Below are 425 nucleotides of genomic sequence, written 5' to 3' on the forward strand. Positions count from 1 at the left end.
TCGATGTCCTGACCCCGCGCGTCTGGGGCGGCAGCGGCCTCGGCTTCGCCACCGCCCTCCTGACCGCGGAGGAGCTCTCCCGGGGCTGCGCGTCGGCGGGCTGGCTGTGCGCGGTCATGGGCGGCACCACCTGGACGGTCGCCCAACTCCCCCCGGAAGCACGCCGGGAGGTCTTCGCCGCGCCCTCCACCCGGGTCGCCCTGCAACTCCGCCTCAGCGGCCCGCCCGCCCAACGGGTGCCCGGCGGCTATCTGGTGCGCGGGATGTGGGGCCGCTTCTGCTCCGGCATCGACCACGCCCAGTGGATCATCGCCGGGGTGAACGCCCCGCCCGCCCCCGGCGCCGAACCGGAACCGCACGTCATGCTCCTCCCACAGGAGCGGACCGTGGGCATCGACGACTGGCACACGAGCGGCTGCCCGTAC

Annotated in this window: 1 protein-coding gene; it reads left to right on the forward strand. The window is 75.1% G+C overall.

Features of this window, described 5'->3' with window-relative positions; all coding sequences use genetic code 11:
- The coding region (locus tag RNC47_RS37095) for an acyl-CoA dehydrogenase family protein (protein WP_394814966.1) at positions 1-425 on the forward strand (425 nt) is incomplete at both ends.

The sequence above is a fragment of the Streptomyces millisiae genome (assembly GCF_031845425.1).
Taxonomy (GTDB): domain Bacteria; phylum Actinomycetota; class Actinomycetes; order Streptomycetales; family Streptomycetaceae; genus Streptomyces; species Streptomyces millisiae.